Source organism: Paraburkholderia atlantica, assembly GCF_009362785.1.
GTDB lineage: Bacteria > Pseudomonadota > Gammaproteobacteria > Burkholderiales > Burkholderiaceae > Paraburkholderia > Paraburkholderia atlantica.
In genome coordinates, this window is sequence record NZ_WHNQ01000066.1 from 1 (window position 1) to 17,064 (window position 17,064).

Consider the following 17,064-nt stretch of genomic DNA (forward strand, 5'->3'; position numbering starts at 1 on the left):
CGGGCAGGCGGAAGCCCCGCATACGCCGTTCGCGTTCCCGGGTTGGCTGATGACTATTCTCGGCGCGGTTGTTGACGCGGGCGCTGGCTTTGACGAACACATGCTTGACGTTCGCCAGTTCGGGGATCTCCGCTTTCGCGGCCGGATAGCTGCGCAACTGATCGGTGACAATCCTTCGTGGCGCGTCGGCACAGGCGGCCAGCACGCGGTTGAAGAAGCGCTTTGCTGCGGCCTTGTCGCGATGTTTCTGCAGCAGGATGTCGAGTTCGGCGCCGTGCTGGTCGACTGCCCGCCAGAGCAGATAAGGCTCACCGCGCAACGTAACGAAGACTTCGTCCAGATGCCATGTGCGCCCAGGCTTGCGGCGAGCAGCTTTGACGCGATGGGCGAAGCCCGCGCCGAATTTGTCGCACCAGCGGCGGATCGTCTCGTAACGAACAACGACACCGCGCTCGAACAGCAGTTCTTCAATGTCACGCAGGCCAAGCTGGAACCGGAAATACCACCGAACCGCGAGACTAATGATTGCCGCCGGGAACCGGTGGCCGTGATAAAGCGATTTTCTTTTGTTCATCGTGACATCTTACGTGATTACCTCGCCAACGTGACAGTGCCTTGCCGACACACCGTGCCGCCGACATAGCGCAACTGCTTCCTCATCGCTGGACGCCGACCGCTGCTTGATCGTTTGATCGTTTGAGCGATCGCCCCAGTCAAGATGCCTTCCCCGGGTGCTTACGACCCATCTGTTACAGGCTGGCGTCGACATCAGCGTGATCGCACTATGGTTGGGCCATGAAAGCATCGACACGATGCATATTTACATGGAGTCCAATCTTACCCACAAGGAAGAAGCGCTAGGTCACCTGCGACCTGCCGGACAGCGAACACCACGATTCCACGCAACTGACAAGGTCATAGCGTTCCCCGAAACGCTCTGATTATGTACATCGCAATGGCTGGGGCTGCCGGCTGTAGAAGGCCCTCCGGCCATTGCTTCGCCTATTTTCAGAGTGTGGGGAATCGTTACTGACCAGTGCGACAAATAGTGCGTATTTTTAAGCGGCGTAACTAACATGCTTTTCTTTGAACAGGTTGTGAATCACGTGAGGCTCCTTTTGCCGACGGTGCAGGTGTCGACGGACGTTGCCGATCATTTCCGCCTTGCTGGTCGGCCGGCTCTTGCCAAGCGCATTGGTCTTCACGTCCTGATTGAGCAGTTCGTCCGGGTTCAGTTCAGGGCAATACCCCGGCAGCCGGATCAGGCGCAGGCGCTCGGCGTTGTTGGCGACGAAGCGCCTGACGGCCACGGATCGGTGCACCGGATGTCCGTCCACGATCAGGTAGATCTTCCGCGTGGCCTGCCTGAGCAGGCGCTTCATGAATTCGATGAAGGTTGCATTCTTGAACGTCCCCTCGAACACCATGAAGCTCAACATCCCACGATTGGATATCGCGGAGATCATGTTGCAGCCAAAGCGCTGTCCCGTTGCGCGTACCAGCGGCGTTCGCCCTTTGAGAGCGAAGCTCGTTCCGCTGAGGTGGTCACTTCGCAGCCCCGTTTCGTCACCCCAAAGGATGGTTGCCCCTTCCTGCTTCGCCTCTTTCGCAATCGTGGGATAGTCCTCGTCCAGCCATCGCGCAATCGCTGCGTCGTTCCTCTCATAGGCACGACGCACCGGCTTCTGGGCACTCATGCCCCAAGCCTTGAGGTATCGGCCCGCCGTCGTCGCCGACACCGTGATGCCGTACTGCTGCTCGATCAACTGCGCCACCGATTCGCGCGTCCACAGGTAGAACGGCAACGCCAGTTGGTCCGGCATCCGTTCGATGATCAGTTTGCGGATTCTCACGGCCTGGGTGTGATTGAGCCGGCCACTTCCTGGTTGGCGGCCGCGCTTGCCTGGCCTCAGCGCTCTCCATCCGCCTTCGCGCGAGAGCTTCATCCATTTGCTCACCGCTCGCAGGCTCACACCGTAGATGTTTGCCGCCGCAGTCTGCGTCATCCCGCCACGCACCGCCTGCACAACCATTTTTCTCATGTGTGCTTGCGTGGCTCCGTCCAACTTTCGAGCATCATTTTTCGTCTTCATACTCGTAGAACGCATCACGCACTATTTGGTGCACATGGCAGTAATACCCGAAGCTTCAGGTATTAACGAATCCCGGCTATGCCTCCAGTCCGACGGTGGCTATCTTCATGACGAACGCTTATTGCCGTGAAAATCACACGACTTCTCCCTTTGACATATGCGATACCCCGACGGGCCGGAGTCGTCCATCACGTCAGAGCCCAGCGACACCATCTCCGTTTGCGGCGAAGCCTCGTCAGCGCCGGAGCGTCTCCGAAGGCGCCTCATGGAACTGCTTGCGATAGTTGTTCAGGAGCGTTGAGCGATTCTGAACACCCCACTTGTTGGCCGTGGTCAATACAGTCCGCTCGCCATTGAGAGAATCGTCGAGCAGTTCCCCGCGAATCCGTTCCATCCGCAGTCGGCGAATCAGCTCGGTTGGCGAAAGGCCCAGCGAATGCCTGAAAGCGCTTTGCAACGCACGCTCAGTCACGCCGACCTCCGCTGCCACTTCACGCACCGAGAGATCGCGTCTGTCGAGGTTTTCCTGCAAATAGCGATACGCGCGCCGATAACGCGCGGGCAGGCGCGTGGCGACATCGTCCAGTTGTGGCGCCTGCCGTGCCGCGTTGCCCGCGTACGATACCAACGCTTGCGCATCGTCGCGCAGGCACTGCGCGACGATCAGCGCGTAACGGCCGAAGTTCCGCATTGCTTCGCGGCTGCGCCCGAGCGACTGATGCGTCTTCGCAACTGCGTACATATACTCAAGCTGCCGACGTCCAGTCGACGTCGCATGGTCGATTCGACGCAACGGTTCGAGCAGCATCTCGGCTGACTGCGGCGCGTCGGCCGTGAGCGCGGCCAGTACCGCTTCGAGCCGCGTGGTACGCAGATAGCCGCCGAAACCGCGCTGCTGGGCCCATTTAAGATGCGCGAAAATGGCGTCGAGCGCTGCGCGTTCCCCACCCGCAAGCGCGCGCAACCGACGCAAATAGTCGACACGTTGCCTCAACAGCGGCGTACAGACGTCCAATGCCTCGACCTCATGAAGATCGGCCTGGTTGCTCGCCGACGCCTCCAGGCCGAGACCACCGGCTACGTCCCCAGCGCGCAGCGGGTGGGCGCCGAGGCCCGATTGCCAGTACGCGTGGTCGCTCAGCAATGCGGCGCCGCGTAGTTCGCGCTGCACGGCGAGGTCGAAACGCAAAGTGACAACAATCTCGCGCCAGTGATCAAGCAATGGTTCCCTAATAGCGGCTGCAAGTTTGTCGAGTGCATCGCTCGAATCTCGCGCGCGGCCGAACTCCTGCAACGTGCCCACGATGCCGAGCTGCGCCTCAGCCTGTTGCGCCGCGCTAACGTCCGGTTCCTCGAGGAGTCGTGCGAAGCACGACAGCGCCGTAGCAGGCCGGTGACGGAACAGCGCCTGCCAGCCAGCGTTGCGGCACGACGCCACGCGGATCGCTTGGCGCGACGAGCGGATTGCCTTCTGCGCGTAGTGATATTGCTCTTCGGCCTCGTCGAAGACGCCGAGAGTTATCTGCATGTCGGCATGCAGGCGCAGCAGCTCGGGCGAGTCTTCGGCACCTCGCGCTATCTCCGACCAGCGGCTCACCTGCGCGACCGCCTGTTGAATGTCCCCGTCGCGCACCTTGCTGAGAAAACCGTCCGGCAGATCCTGCACGGACGACGACGCGACCAAAGGAAAGTAAAATGTCAAAAACATTGCGCTCCTCCTCGTTGATGCGCATGCAGCTCCGGGCGTCGGCACACACGTCCACTACACACTGATCGTTGCAAGTGCCACCATCGGGGACTTCGAATAACCCGCGGTTTTCAGTGAATTCTTCCGCTTAGGTTGTAGCTGACCGCCATCAACGTCATTGCAAAACTCGCCCGAGCTTGGACGATCGTGCACGAATCGAAGAAATTCTCGAAGTGCTGACTGCCGTGCGTGCTGGCCTCTGTCTCGATCCGCCCGCGGGAGCAATTGCTGTCGATGAGCCGGTCGCGGTCGCGGCCGCATTCGCTGGGCGTTGTTGCATAAATCCGGGCCACTGTGCATGTGCTGACGTATACGCGCAGTATCGGCTGCCGTACCTCTGTTAACTTACTGCAACGATTCGGGTTCCTACGTACATCCTCGATCTTTGCCGGGAAGATGCGCAGGGATACTGCCAACACGCAAGCCGAGCCCAAGGGCAAGTGCCGCGTCAAGAACTGGGCGCAATGCAACGCGGGGCTCATCGCTCGAGGGGATGTAACGATGTGGATTGCCCCCGATCTTTTCGCTGCAGCACCGGAATTCGAGGTACGCACCCGGTGCCGACCGTCCGTCTATGCGGATGCGCTCGTGCAGAGGCTGCTCGAACTCAAGCAGGTCTTTCATCTGCCGCTGGGTGCACTGCAGGGCTTCGCTCAGAGTCTGCGCAAACTTGCCTTCCCAAGCCTGCCCGTGCCGAACTACACAACGTTGAGCCGTCGCGCGCAGACCCTCAAGGTAGCGCCGCCGGCGCAACGTCCCAAAGAACCCTTGCACCTCGTGCTCGACAGCACCGGACTGAAGGTCTATGGCGAAGGCGAGTGGAAGTTGCGCAAGCATGGCTGGTCCAAGCGTCGCACCTGGCGCAAGGTGCATAGGGCGATGGACGCGAACACCGGACAAATCTGCGCCGCACTGATGACTCATCAAGACGAAGGCGATGGCGAAGTGTTGCCTGATTTGCTCGACCAGATTCCCGCTGACGTGGCAATCGACACCATCGGTGGCGACGGCGCTTGCGACACGAAGGCGTGCCTTGCACGGATTGCGACGCGCGGCGCTGCCCCGTCTGTTCCGCCGCATGAGGGCGCGACGCCGTGGCCAGAGAGCACGCCCGGCGCGGCATGGCGCAATGCCGCCATCGATTCGCTTGCACAAAGCAGCAGCCGTGAATGGAAGCAGGCAACCGGCTACCACCGTCGATCGCTGGCCGAGGCCCTGATGTACGGAAAAAGCGTTTTGTCGTGCAGGGTCTTGCTGGTCTGCATGACGAAGCGCGCCCCGGGCGACCGCGCGCGCATGACTGACCACAGCGACGATCAACAGCCCGGATCGGTTCGCCATCAGGATGTGGCCGTGGTAGCACAGGGTGGCTGGACTCGTTCTCTTGAGCACACGTACGTCCGTATCCGTGCTCGACTCATGCGTATCGTTCCTGCGCCGCTTACCTTTCCGGTCCGTATCGGCATTGCCTCCGCCGCTTGCTGGCGGCCCATTGTCCGAACCGTCCTTTGCACGGAAGCTCTTGTGACTGGCCCATGCCTGAATCAGCGTGCCGTCCACGGAGAAATGCTCCCCGGAAAGCAGGCCACGTTGGTCGGTCAGACTCATGACTTCAGTGAAAAACGCTTCCACGACTTCATGCTCCAGCAGCCGGTCGCGGTTTCTTCGAGAACACCGAGTGGTCCCACACGGCGCTCGATCGCCAGTCCGACGAACCAGCGGAACAGCAGGTTGTAACGCATCTGCTCCATCAGCATGCGCTCGCTGCGCACCGAGTAACACTTGCAACAGCAGCGCACGCAGCAGTTTCTCGGGCGCAATCGACGCCCGGCCGCTGCCCGCATAGATCACGCTGAACAACCCGTTGAGCCGCTTCAATGCGTCATTCACCAGCGGCCGGATCGGTCGCAACGAGTGATCAGCAGGGACGAAGTCGTCCAGTTTGACTGTCGTAAACAGCGAGTCCTGCATCTCATCAATCCCCCGCATCACACTCATCGCCCCATCTCATGAACACGATATCCATAACGTCTTCCCTCAAACCCCCGTTTACACGGGACCTGAAATCAACAGCCTGCTAGTGTTCCGTCCCAGAAATAACTTCGCATAGCCGAGCCACTTTCTGAAGGATGGAATCGGCGGTTGCCGTCCAGACGAACGGACGGTTGTGCTGGTTGTACTGCGCAACATAGCGCTCAATGCTGGCAATGAGCTGGCGTACATTTCTGAAGGAGCCGCGCCGGATAGCCTGCTGCGTGATCAGGCCAAACCAGCGCTCCACCTGATTGAGCCAGCTCGAATACGTCGGCGTGATGTACATGTGATAACGCGTGTGCTTTGCCAGCCATGCCTTGACCTTGGGGTGCTTATGCGTAGCGTAGTTATCAACAATCCGATGCACCTCAAGATCCTCCGGAACCGCCTGATCAACGTGCTTCAGAAAGGCCAGAAACTCCTGATGTCGATGACGCGACTTGCATTGGCAATGACTTCGCCCGTCACCGCATTGAGCGCAGCAAACAAGGTTGTCGTGTCATGCCGGATATAGTCGTGCGTAACACCTTCGAGGTAGCCCAGACCCATCGGCAACACCGGTTGCGTTCGCTCGAGTGCTTGGCACTGGCTCTTCTCGTCGACATACAACACCAGGGCATTGGTCGGTGGGCTCAGATACAAGCCGACAATATCGCGCACCTTCTCAACAAAGTACGGATCAGTAGAAAGCTTGAAGCTCTTCGAGCGATGAGGCTGCACGCCGAACAGCGACAGGTACCGGGCCACCGAGCTCTTCGAAATACCCGTTTGCGCAGCAGTAGAACGCACACTCCAGTGCGTTGCCCCGTCCGGCTTCTCATGCGGGACCTTCGCCAGCAATTCGGCCACAGCTTCGTCGTCATGCGCGCGCGGTCGCCCCGGGCGCGCTTCGTCATGCAGGCCGGCAAGCCCCTGCGCGACAAACCGCTTTTTCCAGTGCGTGATCGCAGGGGGCGTTACTTCACAATGCATTGCGATTTCCTGGTTCGTATGACCGTCAGCTGCCATCAAGACAATCTTTGCCCGGCGCACCAGCGAATGCGGCAGCGACCGCGAGCGGCTCATCGACAGCAATTGCTCCCGCTCCAGTACCGAGACCACCACCTCGATTCCCTTGCGCCCCATGATCGCCTCCACTCAACATCACTTGTTCATAGAACACCACAATTCAATGCAAAGTTATTTCTGGGACGGAACACCAAGTGCTCACCGGTCGCGGTGCAATCGTGTCGACCGTCGATGCCAGTGCCGCGAACTCGATGTGCACTCGAGCTTGCTCAGCGGGGCGCCCAGTGCATCGATCTGCTCGCGGTGATGCTAATGGGCGAACGTGTCTGTTTTTGATGGCGCTGCGCTTTCTTGCTTGTACTCCCTGTACTCGTACTTAGGATTTCCAAAATGTTGCAAAGAGCGGAGGTCTTTCGGGTCGCCCGTGAACTATTCTTCAACGTCCTCGGCGATGTCAGCGACTACCCTCGGGACGGATAAACAGTATTTCTCTAAATGTTCTCATTCAATCCAAGGTCGACAACATGATGCCATCGATCCATCCTGCTTCTCTATCAAATTTATTTGAGGCACTGCATACCTTGACTAAAGTTGCGTCGGCGCGCCCCATTATTTGGGATAGCGAAGTGATCCCCCCCTGAAAATTTCGTTTTCCAGGGCTTTGTCCGGATGGGGGTATTGCAAAGATGCTGCGGGCTGTGTAAAAGATCTGTTCCCGCAGCGGCTGGCGGAAAAAATCTCCCTCCGTCACAGGCGTCTTCGGACCCATTCGCACCTCGTCGAAAAATGCAGGATTCTCACGTTAATGTGCCAGGATCCTGCAAATCTCACAACACCAATTCGGCCTCAAAGCTCTGTCACGCAAGGCTCTCCGAATTGATCAGGCTCGACTATTTAATAAGGATAACTACTGTTACCGGTACGCGTACAGTCTACGTTCGTCAACTTGACAAAGCCCATCAGAGACAAACAGATCGTCTCGCGAATGCATCCACAATGGCTGACTTGACGAGCGCGTCAAGCGATGAATATTCTCCGAATCACTCGATACAGTAACTCCTTTGAGATTCTGAAATTCCGCGATGCTCCTGCCCGGATCCCTGAATATTTTCCCATCGTACGTGGCCTGGCGCTCCAAAATAATGTCATCGATCTTTTTCCCCGACGAAAAGCCATCTATTAATTCGTCAAGCGTAAACGACTTCGCCTTCTCCAGAGGATGCAACCCCTGATTGGCGCGAATATGCAGGTGAAGCGTGGTCGTGCTGTCTGGATAGGGAAAATGGAAATATAAATCAACCTCATCATGCTCGTCGACGCCATATTGCGCTTGCAAATGATGGAGCGCCTTATCCCTGAGACTTTTGAGTAATGGGATGTGATTTTGATTAAGGTCTAGGATGCTGGCCAGATACTCGCCCCAATTTCTTAATTCGCCTATTCTTTGAGGCTCGCTATTCAACGCGAGATTTTCGAAGGCATCGGTGTTTTGCTCCCCCTTGGCATAGGTCGTTTGTAGCTTCCTTAACATAGGCTTATCTATCGGCTTGTCAGCGCGATGATCAGACAATTCTTCTAGCAGCTGGAGGGCTTCACCTTTAAGACAGTTTAAGTGTGGGTGAATGAACCAACCGCACAGCATAACGGCTTCATTCTTCAATTTTTGTGCCCGTGGATTTTTAAGTGCCTGAAAAGTCGGGTCATGACTTGTATTATGCACAATTAAAAACCGTTCATCTTTTAAATATGGGTACAGATGCGGCGTCATTGTTATTTGCTTTAGGTGAGGATTTCCAGTGTTGAGGCTAAGCAAGTCGTAGAGGAAGGGTGGCACGCCGCGTACCATGTCGTATTTTCTGCGGAGACTGTCTAGCCCCGTCGGAGTAAAGGAAAAAGAGGTGCCCTGTGAGCGTTGGAAGGGGAAAATATACTTCTGAGGTATGGGGTAAAAATGGCCGTTCCTACCCTGTATATGCAGTGCGTCTTTCTGCTCGACAAAAACCCTCTTTTCTCCCGTGTAAGGCGAGACATCGGACTCGACTCTTATCCTAGCATTAGGCCGAGGCGATAATCCCGAACGGGAGGAGGGGGATAACCCAGAAAGTCGGCGGTCTGCTGGTGTTGATGGCCTGCTCGCAAATTCTGCCGTGTTCTCTGGTCCAGCCTCCTTCTCAACTGAGCAATACAATTCGGGATCGAAACTGCCGCCCTGGCCAATGCGCTTGAGGTCCATTTCCGTTTCTCCCAGTTAGAAATTACACAATATCTCGAGGCCGCCCTTCTCGAAACGGAGGCGCGAAGTTTTTGGTTCGTGCGCGAACCGGCTCTGATGTGGTGGACGGCTCAGGTGCAAATAGCGCGGGAGCGAGTCGCTCAAGGTGTCGGGCTGAACGAATTGAGAACCGACGATGAGCAAGCTGAAGAGCGCTGTCACGTTGGCGAGGTAGTCACGTAAGATGTCACGATGAAGAAAGGAAAATCGCTTTATCAGCCAACGATTCCCGGCGGCAATCATTAGTCTCGCGGTTCGGTGGTATTTCTGGTTCAACTTAGCCTGCGTGATATTGAAGAACGGCGTTGTCACGTTACGGTATACGAGACGCAAGAGCGCACAGGAGGTAGATTTGCTCAGAAATTGGACGGATCTTGGGTGAGCCCAGTGAAGCGATGCCACCCGGCAAAGCGTGCGGCGAGCTGTTTGCGATAGAGTGAGGCACGCAGTAAATGTCGCTTGAGCGCGAAGTGCTGGCGAATCGGACCGAAGCTCGGTAAGAACGCTTGTGTGCGACCAGGATCGCGGAAACCACGCATCCGGCGTTCGCGCTCACGCGTAGGCTGATGGCTGTTTTCGGCACGGTTGTTCGCCCGGGCCGCAGCCTTGACGAAGACGTGTTTGATGTTTGCCAGTTCGGGAATTTCGGCCTTCGCGGCCGGATAGCTGCGCAACTGATCGGTGACAATCCTTCGTGGCGCGTCGGTACAGGCGGCCAGCACGCGATTGAAGAAGCGTTTTGCTGCGGCCTTGTCGGGTTGTGTCGCGTTAAGGACGATGCGACGATCGGGCGCCTAAGGTGAAGAGGATTGCTTACATCACGAGAGAATAGAATTGTTCGGCTGCAGTCGAGGCGACGCCATCGTCACACATCTGCCCCTTGCGGATCATGTGTGCGATCTCAATGCCAGACAGGATGATGCGCGCACAGCGGAAATCCGTGAACCCCATCATCGATTTGATGATGCGTTTGATGGCACGGTGATCCTGCTCGACGACGTTGTTTAGGTATTTGTTTTGCCGGACCTTGATCGGCGTTAAACGCTCGGCATTGAACGCTTCAAGCGCAGCCAGATTGGCGCCGCTCCTGTCCACGGTGATTGTCTCGGGCTCGCCGTTCTGTTCAATCGCCTTCTCGAAGTAGCGGCGCGCCGCGGCCTTGTCCCGATGGGCGCGCAGCAGGAAATCCACCGTGTTGCCCGCCTTGTCCACGGCACGGTACAAGGTAAGCGCCAATTTCTACCCACCTAGCTTCCATGCCTGAGAAGAGCCACGATTGCGTCCGCAACCCAACTTGCGGACGCAGCTCATGAGCCAGAATGACCTGAGTTTTTTGCCCTTGCGGGTGACCCACGTTGGCGTGGGCGGCAAGCGCAGCTTTGATCCGATGGACAAGCGACGGCTGATCGAGGCTTGCCTCCAGCCAGGCGCATCGCTGTCTGGCCTGGCCCTGAGGGCTGGCGTGAACGCCAACCAGCTGCGTAAATGGGTTCGGTTGCACCAGCAATCTAACGCGCCAGTCAGTGAGGGTTTGCCCTGCGCGTTTGTTCCGGTCGTCGCGATCGATGATGGGACTTCGGTGCCGGCTGCGCGGCACGCGCGAGAACCAGAGCGAGTGCATCTGTCGTCGCGCGTGCCGACACCGGTGCGACTGGCTGCACAGTTGCCCAATGGAGTAAAGCTCGAGTTCGAATGCGCCGCAGGCGACACTGGGTTGCTGGCAGCACTGGTTGCCGCACTGGGGGCGCGCTGATGTTCCGTTTCGAGGCTGACCTGAGGGTCTTCCTGCATCGCGAACCGATCGACTTCCGCGCGGGTATCAACAGCCTCGTGACACTGGTCGAACAGTCGATGCTGCTGGATCCGTTTGAGCGCGCGGTGTTTGCCTTCCATAACCGCAGGCGTAACCGGATCAAGCTGCTGTTCTACGAGAGAGCCGGATTCTGGTTGATGCTGCGGCGTCTTGAGCAGGACCACTTCGTATGGCCACGCCGGCAGCAGGCGGTGATTGAATTGACGACCGAGCAGCTGCACTGGCTGCTGGAAGGCATCGACATCGACGCGGTGCGCCGCCATCCGGCCCGACGATACCGTCACGCGAGCTGAGCACCGGGCGTTGCCCGTCATGAGGCTGGCCGCACCGTTGCAAATTCACGTAAACCCACCGGGCGTCACATTGCCCTATCCTGGGAGCATGAATGAGGACGACTTCGCCCGATTGCCGGCGGCCGCTCAGGCCTATATCCGTGAACTCGAGGCACGCAACCAGCAGCTGGCACAACGGATCGCCCAGCTGGAGGAGCAGTTCCGTCTCGCGCAGAGCAGGCGCTTCGCCCCGAGCAGCGAGAAGCTGCGCGATCGTCTGTTCGACGAGGCCGAGCAGACCGCTATCGCTGAACCGGATGATGCTGACAGTGCCCAGGCGCCGTTCGCACTGCCGGATACCGGTCTGCCGGATGTACCCGGTCCGGCGCCGGGCCGACCGGGACGCAAGCCACTACCGGCGCATCTGCCACGTCAGCGCATTGAATATGACCTGCCTGAAGACCAGAAGGTCTGCCCGTGCTGCGCAAACGCGCTTCACCGCATGGGCGAAGAGGTCAGTGAACAGCTGCATATCGAGGTCAAGGCTTCGGTGTTGCAGCACGTGCGTTTCAGGTACGCCTGCCGCCACTGCGAGCGCCATGCCGAGCGTACTCCGGTGATCACCGCGCCGATGCCGGCGCAGCCACTGCCGGGCAGCAACGCGAGCGCCGCGATGATCGCCACCGTCACGGCAGGCAAGTACGTCGATGGCACGCCGCTGTACCGGATGGCTCACGCGCTCGCGCGTGCGGACATCGAGGTGGGTCGCGGTACGCTGGCGAACTGGATCATCCGGCCGGCCGAACTGCACTACAGCCGGTTATATGACGCCCTGCGCAGAACGCTGCTGTCGCAGCAGTTGATCCACGGTGACGAGACAACGGTGCAGGTGCTCAAGGAGCCTGGCAAGACCGCGCAGAGCACGTCGTACATGTGGGTCTACCGCAGCGCCGAAGACAGTCTGGAGCCAGTCGTACTGTTTGACTATCAGCCGGGACGCGGGCAGCAATATCCTCAGGCATTCCTCTCAGGCTACAAGGGATTGCTGATGACGGATGGATATGCCGCCTGGCGCACGCTTGAGGGGCCAACGCACTTCGGTTGCCTTGCGCACGCACGGCGCGCGTTTGTGGATGCCTTGAAGGGCACGAAGAAACCCGGTGGTCGCCCGGCGCAGGCGCTGGAATACTTCAAGGCGCTGTATCAGGTCGAGACGCTGGCCAAAGCCGACCCGCCCGAAGGCGAAACGAGCGTCGATTACACCTACCGGCTGCGTCAGCAGCACAGCGTCGCGCTGCTTGCATCCTTCAAGGCATGGCTCGACGAACTGGCTCCGCAGGTGCTGCCAGAGAGCCTGCTGGGAAAGGCGGTCGCCTACACGCGCAACCAGTGGGTGTATCTGAGCCGCTACGTGGACGACGGGCGTGCCGCGGTGGATAACAACGTCATTGAGCGCGACATCAGGCCATTCTGCACGGGGCGTTCCTCGTGGTTGTTCGCCGACACGGTCGCCGGCGCAAAGGCAAGCGCAATGGTGTATAGCCTGATGCTCACCTGTCGCGCCTGCAACGTCGAGCCTTACGCATACCTCGTGCATGTGCTCACCGAGCTGCCACAGCGCCCATTCGACGCGGATGTCACCGATCTCCTGCCATTCAACTTCGCGAAGCATCAGACGGCGGCGGCCGGGGGCGGTTGATTCCGACGCTCTCGCGTACGCGCGATAATGGGAGCCCCAGTTTGAGTGTCCTCCCATTCTCCAGCCAGTCCAATGCCCAGGTCCTACACTCTCTACACGCTTTACGCGCAGATTCGTGATATCGAGCCGCCCGTGTGGCGGCGAATCCGGGTCGACGGAAATATCACGCTGCGCGAGTTGCATCACATTCTCCAGGCGTCCTTCGGATGGACCGACTCCCATCTGCATGAATTCGAGGTTGAAGGTCAGACTTATGCCATGGGCGACAACGACAACATGCTCGAGCTGTTCGCTGAAGACCCAGAGATGATGGACGACCGCAAGGCGCGTCTCCACCGACTCGTCTTCCAGGGCGCGCGATTCCTGTATCGATACGACTTCGGAGACGGCTGGCATCATGACATCCGTGTCGAAGAGGTAGCACGCATCGATCAGGAACCCTACAGCAAAGCATGGGTTCTGGCCGGCCAGCGTGCGTGTCCGCCCGAAGATGTTGGTGGCACATCTGGGTATGACGAGATGCTGCGTGTGTTCAGCCAGGAGCCCAACAGCGACGAAGCGCGCGACTACAGAACCTGGGCGGGCGAAGACTTCGACCCGGAACTGTTTGATCGCAGGGCCGCTAACGCCGCGCTGCTGCGCATGGGATGGAATGGGTGGGGTAAAAAATAGCGCTGCCTTCTGCGGTCAGGCGTCACTCTGCAATCGACCGGTGTGCTGAAACTAGCGCTTACGATCAACTGCATCAGGACCAGCGCCTGGACCTCTCGACCATCCACGGCGACGGCAGCGAAGAAAGGCGGCGACAACCTGGGCTACAGCGGGCACAAGCACCTCAAGGGCGACAAGGTGGTGGCCTTCTGCGATCGCAAATGCAACATCATCGCGCCGTTCGTGAGTGCGCCGGGCAACCGCAACGAATCGCCCCTGCTGCGTGACGCGCTGCCAAAACTTACCGCCATGGCGCGTGCCATTGGTGCGGACCTGCAGGGCTCAACCGTCAGTCTGGATGGCGTCTACGACTGCCGCGAAAACCGCCGTGCGATCTTCAACCGCGGCATGAGGCCCAACATCCCAGAGAATCTGCGCAACCGCAAACAGAACAAACGCGGCCGCAAGCGTCATTTCGATGCGGCCATCTTCGAGGAGCGCTTCAGCACCATCGAGCGCGTGTTCGCCTGGGAGGATACGTTCCGCCGCCTGCTGCTGCGCCTCGAGCGCATCAGCGACGTACACTACGCGCTCAAGACGCTGGCCTATACGATGATCAACCTGCGGCACTACTGCGGCAGCTGATCGCGGCCCTCTGGGCCGCCTGTCGTCACGTCGCCGGCGCATTGCGTCGCGGCCCCGCGCGTCGATGCCATGTCGATCACCTCGCAAATCCGACTACCGCTTCGCGCCGCCCGTCTTGCCAACTCCCGCATTTCATGAAACATATGTCCTACTGATCAAATGCAACTTCAGTCCGCTTGAAACCCGCAATCAGTTGGTTGCAAAATCCAAAAAAACGCATTCTTGAGGCCGCTCGAATTTGCGTTTAACACCACTTCCAACTGCGGCATTAAGACGATCATCCCAATCACCCCCGGCGTCATTACGCCGTTTCATGACAAATGCTTCCCGCTCTAGCGGAATTGGCCGAGGTGTCTCGAAAAGTGAATTGAGAAATGCTGTCGCGATGACGTGATTCGATGGTAGCTGTGGGTGAGATTTCAACAGTTTCTCGTACTGCACTTCGATTTCTCCTACTTCCCTCGAGTAATTCGCAAGAAGAGATCTGGTCTCCGCAGAATCCTCAAAGACAAATCCCGGGACTTTGAAATGCGTCGCGCCAGGGTATGCGCTTGATAGCCGATCCATTGCATTTCTCATCCGATCTTGCGTCCCCCTCTCGCGAGCGTTTAACCATTGTTCGCCGAAAAACTTCCCGTTAGTTCGACCGTACCCCAAAAAAATGGCGATTAGTTCATTATTTAACGTATGTGGGGTGTTCTGACGTAATGTGGGTATTACATGACCCTCGAGTACTTGATGATTGCTGATGGCATTGCTTATATCGAAAAACTCATTAAGAAAACCCCGCTCTTCAGATACTTTTTTTATGCAATATTTAATATTGAGCACGTATGCATCTTGCGAGGCGTGAACGGCGATAATTCTTAGTCCATTTCTGACGAATGAAGGCTGAATACGTCCGCATTGATTGATCCACCGCCCCCCACCTGAAATATAGGAAGCTGGCTTCGATCCATAGATCGTCAATGCTGCCCCAATCTTGGCCTCGTGTGCGATGCCTTGTTGGACACGATTGCCGAGTTCGTTTAATGCAACGCTCCATAGATTGGAAAAACTGCATGGATAGTCGTTCAGTTTGGGGCGAACACTGTGCTGCACCTGGGTCGGGTGCCGTTGCGTCGAATTCGCTCCGTCGGGGCGGTAAACCGCAAGGGCATCGGGAATGGTCGACGACCGGTCGCCGATGCTTCGCCGGCGAGCCGGCGAGATGTCAAGTGCGGTTCCGGATCCTGATGCCGTAGGTAGCCCGGCAAGTCGCGAATCTACGGTTCGGCGCTGGAGGGGAGGCGGTTCTTGCAGTTGCTCTTGCGGTCGTTCGCCTGCACCTGACGGGGACTCTGTTTCGGGGAGTTGCAGTACGGCGGTAGGCATGCTTGACAAATTGCCCATTTTCCACTCCGAAAGTTGCGGCTGTGTCAACTGGTTGCTAGTTTCGACGCTCACCGCGCACAGGGCAGGCGTCTAAAGCGGGAGCATCAATCCCCTATCGAGCACGACGCGCCCGGGATGCGAAGATATGTTTCGGCATGCGAAAGTTCATGACGAGGGAGGTCGAGCACGATCACGGCGCGGCGCAAGCCGCCGATGATGCTCATCGTCGGTTCTCAATTCGTTCAGCCCGACACCTTAACCGATTCGCACCCGCGCTATTTGCACCTGAGCCGTCCGTCACATCAGAGCCGGTTCGCGCACGAACCAAAAACTTCGGGCCTCCGTTTCGAGAAGGGCGGCCTCGAGATATTGTGTAATCTCTAACTGGGAGAAACGGAAATGGACCTCAGGCGCATTGGTCAGGGCGGCAGTTTCGATCCCGAATTGTATTGCTCAGTTGAGAAGGAGGCTGGACCAGACAACACGGCAGAATTTGCGAACAGGCCATCAACATCAGCAGACCGCCGACTTCTGGGTTGTCCCCCTTCTCCCGTTCGGGATTATCGCCTCGGCCTAATGCTAGGATAAGAGTCGAGTCTGATGTCTCGCCCTACACGGGAGAAAAGAGGGTTTTTGTCGAGCAGAAAGACGCACTTCATATACAAGGTAGGAACGGCCATTTTTACCCCATACCTCAGAAGTATATTTTCCCCTTCCAACGCTCACAGGGCACCTCTTTTTCCTTTACTCCGACGGGGCTAGACAGTCTCCGCAGAAAATACGACATGGTACACGGCGTGGTTCTGTTGCAGTAAGGGTGTCGGGACGAGAAATGTCGATCAACTGATTGCGGGTTTTCCGAAGGGGCCGAATTTGTCTGCGAGCCCCACCGGGAATGGCTTTCGGAGCTGGCGAGGGGGGAGCGGTTAAAGTGAGGGCTTTGCGGATGCGAGAATGGCTGCAAACCATGGCCGGCAGGCGATTCCCACGAAATTGAGTGAAGCGCAGTTCGGGCAATTTGTCTTGCCGCACCTGAGCCGGGGCCGGCGCGGCCCGCCGCCGACGTTGCCGTTACAGAGGATGTTCAACTACGTCCTGAAGGCGGTCTATATGGGGTGTCAATGGAAGATGCTGCCGATCGAAACGGATGCAAAGGGGCTGCCTGAAATCCACCACACCCGCATCTACCGGATCATGCGACGCTGGCAGGCTGACGGCAGCATCGACCGGGTCTTTGCGGGCTCGGTCGATCAACTGCATCGGGACCAGCTCCTCGACCTCGCGAACATCCATGGCGACGGCACGACCACAGCGGCAAAGAAAGGCGGCGACAACCTGGGCTACAGCGGGCACAAGCATCTGAAGGGCGACAAGGTGGTGGCCTTCTGCGATCGCAACTGCAACATCATCGCGCCATTCGTGACGGCGCCGGGCAATCGCAACGCATCACCCCTGC

12 protein-coding genes and 6 pseudogenes are annotated in these 17,064 nt (G+C 58.2%); 8 read left to right on the forward strand and 10 right to left on the reverse strand.

Annotation, left to right across the window (positions count from 1 at the left end):
- The 3 genes from GCT19_RS38115 to GCT19_RS38130 all read right to left on the reverse strand — a co-directional run.
- Nucleotides 1-574, reverse strand: a 574-nt coding sequence (locus tag GCT19_RS38115) for an IS6 family transposase (protein ID WP_152854810.1), incomplete at its 3' end; no start/stop codon positions are given.
- Nucleotides 575-1,058: 484 nt separating this feature from the next.
- Nucleotides 1,059-2,042, reverse strand: coding sequence for an IS630 family transposase (locus GCT19_RS38125; RefSeq protein ID WP_227749451.1), 984 nt, complete (start codon nucleotides 2,040-2,042; stop codon nucleotides 1,059-1,061).
- 286 nt (nucleotides 2,043-2,328) lie between these two features.
- Complete coding sequence (locus GCT19_RS38130; RefSeq protein WP_152854811.1) at nucleotides 2,329-3,801, reverse strand: helix-turn-helix domain-containing protein; 1,473 nt, start codon at nucleotides 3,799-3,801, stop codon at nucleotides 2,329-2,331.
- Nucleotides 3,802-4,236: 435 nt separating this feature from the next.
- On the opposite strand from GCT19_RS38130, the pseudogene GCT19_RS38135 reads away from it, so the two are divergent.
- Nucleotides 4,237-5,082, forward strand: a pseudogene (locus GCT19_RS38135) (IS5 family transposase); the annotation flags it as partial.
- Nucleotides 5,083-5,133: 51 nt separating this feature from the next.
- Here GCT19_RS38135 and GCT19_RS38140 read toward each other — a convergent pair.
- The 4 genes and pseudogenes from GCT19_RS38140 to GCT19_RS38155 form a co-directional block, all read right to left on the reverse strand.
- Nucleotides 5,134-5,820 (reverse strand): annotated as a pseudogene (locus GCT19_RS38140) (IS5 family transposase); the annotation flags it as partial.
- 97 nt (nucleotides 5,821-5,917) lie between these two features.
- Nucleotides 5,918-6,999 (reverse strand): annotated as a pseudogene (locus tag GCT19_RS38145) (IS630 family transposase).
- A gap of 388 nt (nucleotides 7,000-7,387) precedes the next feature.
- Nucleotides 7,388-7,651 (reverse strand): hypothetical protein, encoded by a 264-nt coding sequence (locus GCT19_RS38150; RefSeq protein WP_152854812.1) that lies wholly within the window; start codon nucleotides 7,649-7,651, stop codon nucleotides 7,388-7,390.
- 144 nt (nucleotides 7,652-7,795) lie between these two features.
- On the reverse strand, nucleotides 7,796-9,115 hold the full coding sequence (locus GCT19_RS38155) for an HIT family protein (RefSeq protein WP_152854813.1): 1,320 nt from the start codon (nucleotides 9,113-9,115) through the stop codon (nucleotides 7,796-7,798).
- A 231-nt stretch (nucleotides 9,116-9,346) separates the two neighbouring features.
- Between GCT19_RS38155 and GCT19_RS45135 the strand changes: the two are divergent.
- Nucleotides 9,347-9,458: pseudogene (locus GCT19_RS45135) on the forward strand (IS6 family transposase); the annotation flags it as partial.
- 52 nt (nucleotides 9,459-9,510) lie between these two features.
- Here the strand turns inward: GCT19_RS45135 and GCT19_RS38165 are convergent.
- Both GCT19_RS38165 and GCT19_RS38170 read right to left on the reverse strand, forming a co-directional pair.
- A pseudogene (locus tag GCT19_RS38165) lies at nucleotides 9,511-9,912 on the reverse strand (DDE-type integrase/transposase/recombinase); the annotation flags it as partial.
- A 55-nt stretch (nucleotides 9,913-9,967) separates the two neighbouring features.
- Nucleotides 9,968-10,378, reverse strand: a pseudogene (locus GCT19_RS38170) (IS6 family transposase); the annotation flags it as partial.
- Between the two features lie 85 nt (nucleotides 10,379-10,463).
- Here GCT19_RS38170 and tnpA point away from each other — a divergent pair.
- From tnpA to GCT19_RS38195, 5 genes are all read left to right on the forward strand, one after another.
- Complete coding sequence (gene tnpA, locus GCT19_RS38175) at nucleotides 10,464-10,907, forward strand: IS66-like element accessory protein TnpA (RefSeq protein ID WP_152854814.1); 444 nt, start codon at nucleotides 10,464-10,466, stop codon at nucleotides 10,905-10,907.
- Entirely contained in the window at nucleotides 10,907-11,260 is a 354-nt protein-coding gene (gene tnpB, locus GCT19_RS38180; protein ID WP_193727509.1) for an IS66 family insertion sequence element accessory protein TnpB, read from the forward strand. Before tnpA ends, tnpB begins: the two co-directional genes overlap by 1 nt.
- Nucleotides 11,261-11,348: 88 nt before the next feature.
- The gene (gene tnpC / locus GCT19_RS38185; protein WP_152854816.1) at nucleotides 11,349-12,938 is read left to right on the forward strand and encodes an IS66 family transposase; all 1,590 of its coding nucleotides are present in this window, start codon (nucleotides 11,349-11,351) and stop codon (nucleotides 12,936-12,938) included.
- 72 nt (nucleotides 12,939-13,010) lie between these two features.
- Nucleotides 13,011-13,610 (forward strand): plasmid pRiA4b ORF-3 family protein, encoded by a 600-nt coding sequence (locus tag GCT19_RS38190; protein ID WP_152854817.1) that lies wholly within the window; start codon nucleotides 13,011-13,013, stop codon nucleotides 13,608-13,610.
- A gap of 42 nt (nucleotides 13,611-13,652) precedes the next feature.
- A complete protein-coding gene (locus GCT19_RS38195; protein WP_321576944.1) occupies nucleotides 13,653-14,234 on the forward strand; it encodes a transposase in 582 nt (193 codons plus the stop codon).
- A gap of 189 nt (nucleotides 14,235-14,423) precedes the next feature.
- On the opposite strand, the gene GCT19_RS38200 is transcribed toward GCT19_RS38195, so the two are convergent.
- The gene (locus tag GCT19_RS38200) at nucleotides 14,424-15,626 is read right to left on the reverse strand and encodes a hypothetical protein (protein ID WP_152854818.1); all 1,203 of its coding nucleotides are present in this window, start codon (nucleotides 15,624-15,626) and stop codon (nucleotides 14,424-14,426) included.
- A gap of 936 nt (nucleotides 15,627-16,562) precedes the next feature.
- Here GCT19_RS38200 and GCT19_RS38205 point away from each other — a divergent pair.
- On the forward strand, nucleotides 16,563-17,064 hold a 502-nt coding region (locus GCT19_RS38205; protein WP_193727510.1), incomplete at its 3' end, for a transposase.